This window comes from Streptomyces sp. NPDC048275, assembly GCF_040652275.1.
Taxonomy (GTDB): domain Bacteria; phylum Actinomycetota; class Actinomycetes; order Streptomycetales; family Streptomycetaceae; genus Streptomyces.
In genome coordinates, this window is the sequence record NZ_JBEZLR010000232.1 from 1 (window position 1) to 2,516 (window position 2,516).

2 protein-coding genes are annotated in these 2,516 nt (G+C 70.5%); one reads left to right on the forward strand and one right to left on the reverse strand.

The annotated features are described in order from the left end of the window. Positions 1–264: 264 nt before the first annotated feature. Complete coding sequence (locus AB0D57_RS47555; protein WP_362088744.1) at positions 265–1,254, reverse strand: oxidoreductase; 990 nt, start codon at positions 1,252–1,254, stop codon at positions 265–267. A gap of 100 nt (positions 1,255–1,354) precedes the next feature. Between AB0D57_RS47555 and AB0D57_RS47560 the strand changes: the two genes are divergently transcribed. Beyond that, positions 1,355–2,284 (forward strand): AraC family transcriptional regulator, encoded by a 930-nt coding sequence (locus AB0D57_RS47560; protein WP_362088745.1) that lies wholly within the window; start codon positions 1,355–1,357, stop codon positions 2,282–2,284. Positions 2,285–2,516 lie beyond the last annotated feature (232 nt).

The window sequence follows — 2,516 nt, forward strand, 5'->3', positions numbered from 1 at the left end:
CCGCCTTGCAGTTGGACGCACCAGACCCCGCTCACCAGCGTTTATAGGGCGCCGCCGATTTCCTGCGACTTGATCCGCCGGACAGGCCCTAGACCGACCGGCAATGGGAGGGTGGGAGAAGGAGCGGGGTCGCTGGTGCGTGCAGCTGCATGGCGGAGGAGGGAGTGAGGGCGGAGCCATCGCGACCGACGACAACGCGGCAGATGTGCGTGCCGGCCCCCGCGACGCCGCCCTCCCCTTGCCGGTCGGTCTTAGGTGTATTGATCAGGCGGTGAGGCGCTCACTGAGCTCCCAGAGGCGGTCGGCGGCCTCCGGGTCGACGGCGTACGGCACCACACCCGCCTTCCAGGACCTGTTCATGAGGGTCCACTCCTGCCCCTCCTGCGCGGACAGGAGGGGCGCGATGTCGCTGTTCTCGCAGTAGACACCGCCCTTCCCCTCGAGCAGGGGGCTGGTCGCGCACCACACACTGGTGGCCGCCCCCTGCTCGACGGTCTTCAGCTGACGCTCCGGGTCGAGGACGGGCCTGCCGTCCGCGTCGAGCACCCCGACGGCCCTCAGATCCTCCTCTGCGAGGTACTTCTTCAGACCGGTGTCGACGATGCTCCCCGGGTGGAGGGCGAAGGCCCGCACCCCGTCGGCCCTGCCCCGTGCGTCGAGCGCGAGCGCGAAGAGGATGTTGGCCGTCTTCGACTGCCCGTAAGCGGCCCAGCGGTCGTACTCGTGGTGCTCGAAGTGTGGGTCGTCGAACAGGACGGGCGAGAACCGGTGCCCCCAGGAGGACACCGAGACGACCCGGGCCCCGTGCGCCCGGCGCAGCGCCGGCCACAGGCGGGCGGCCAGCTGGAAGTGGCCGAGGTGGTTCGTGGCGAACTGCACCTCGTACCCCCGGGCGTCGCGCGTCAGCGGAGGCGCCATGACGCCCGCGCTGTTCACGAGGATGTGCAGCGGCCGGCCGGAGCCGAGGAAACGCTCGGCGAAAGCGTCGATCGAGTCGGGATCCAGCAGATCCATGGCCTCGACCTCGACGCCGTCGATCGCCTTCAGTGCGGCCCCGGCCCTTTCGGTGTCCCGCGCCGGTACGACGACCTCGGCGCCCGCGGCACGCAGGACGCGCGCGGTCTCCAGGCCGATGCCGGAATAGCCGCCGGTGACGACGGCGACCTTGCCGGTCAGGTCGATGCCCCTGATGACGTCCTCGGCGGTGGAGGCGCCGTCGAAACCGGAGGGGAGGGGCTGTTGGACAGTGGTCATGGCTCGGATCTCCTCACGTGTGCTTTCCAGGCCACGGTATGACCGGCCATCCGTACGATGAATACTTGAGCGTCCGCAAAACTTGCGCGATAGTACGGATATGGCTTCCGATCCTCTGTCCGACACCCTCGGCCTGATGGACGCCCGGTGTGTCATCTCCGGTGGTTTCACCGCCGGCGGCGACTGGGCGTTGAGCTTTCCCCGGCCGGATCGGCTCAAGATCACCGCGGTGGTGCGGGGAGGGATGTGGGTCGCGGTCGAGGGCGAGCCGGAGGCCGTCCGGATGGACCCGGGCGACGTGGCCGTGTTCGACGGCAGCCGGGCGTTCGTGGTGGCGAGCGACCCCGCGCTGAAGCCGGTGGACGCATCGCGGCTCTTCGCGGACGCGCCCGGGCCGATGGTTCATTTCGGCGCGGGCGAAGAGGTCGTCTCCATCGGCGGTCATGTCGAACTGGGCCGGGCGGGCGAGGAGTTGTTGCTGCAGGCCCTGCCGCCGCTGATGCACGTCCGCGCCGCCGCGGCGGAGGCGCCCGTGCTGCGCTGGCTGCTCGACCAGCTCCTGCGCGAACTGACGGCCGGGCGGCCGGGCGCCGACTTCGCGGCCGACCAGCTCGCCCAACTCATGTTCGTGCAGGTCCTGCGGGCCTATCTCGCGGACGCCGACGCTCTCCCGGCCGGACGCCTGCGCGCCCTCGCCGATGAGCGCATCGCCCCGGCCCTGCGTCTCATGCACGCAGATCCGGGTCGCCCCTGGCAGTTGGAGGAGCTCGCCAGGGCGGCGGCCATGTCCCGGACGACGTTCGCCCAGCGTTTCCGGGCGGTGGCGGGCGTACCGCCCCTGACGTACCTGCTCGACTGGCGCATGAGCCTCGCCCGGCGTGCCCTGCGGGACGGCGAGACGTCCGTGGCGGCCCTCGCCCAGAAGGTCGGCTACACCTCCGAGAGTGCGTTCAGCAACGCCTTCAAGCGGACGACCGGCCTCGCCCCGAGGCGCTATCGGGACGTCGCGCGGACGGCCCTGACGAGCTGAGGCGCCCCTCGAGGCAGTCGCCGTCTGGCCAGGGCTTGTCCGGCGGATCAGGTCGGAGGGAAGCGGCGTCGCCTTGTCAACGCCGCAGATCGGCGTGCCGGACCCCGCGTCTCCGGCATGATCCGCCGGACAGCCCTTAGTACTCCAGTTGTAGATCGCGATCTTCATGCCTGAGTGGCTTGTCGCTGGTAGTGGCTGTCCTGGGATCGGGCCTGGTGGCGGCGTCGCCAGT

Coding starts and splice junctions, on each gene's coding strand:
- AB0D57_RS47555 (WP_362088744.1), bottom strand. CDS start 1,254: ATGACCACTGTCCAACAGCCCCTCCCCTCCGGTTTCGACGGCGCCTCC.
- AB0D57_RS47560 (WP_362088745.1), top strand. CDS start 1,355: ATGGCTTCCGATCCTCTGTCCGACACCCTCGGCCTGATGGACGCCCGG.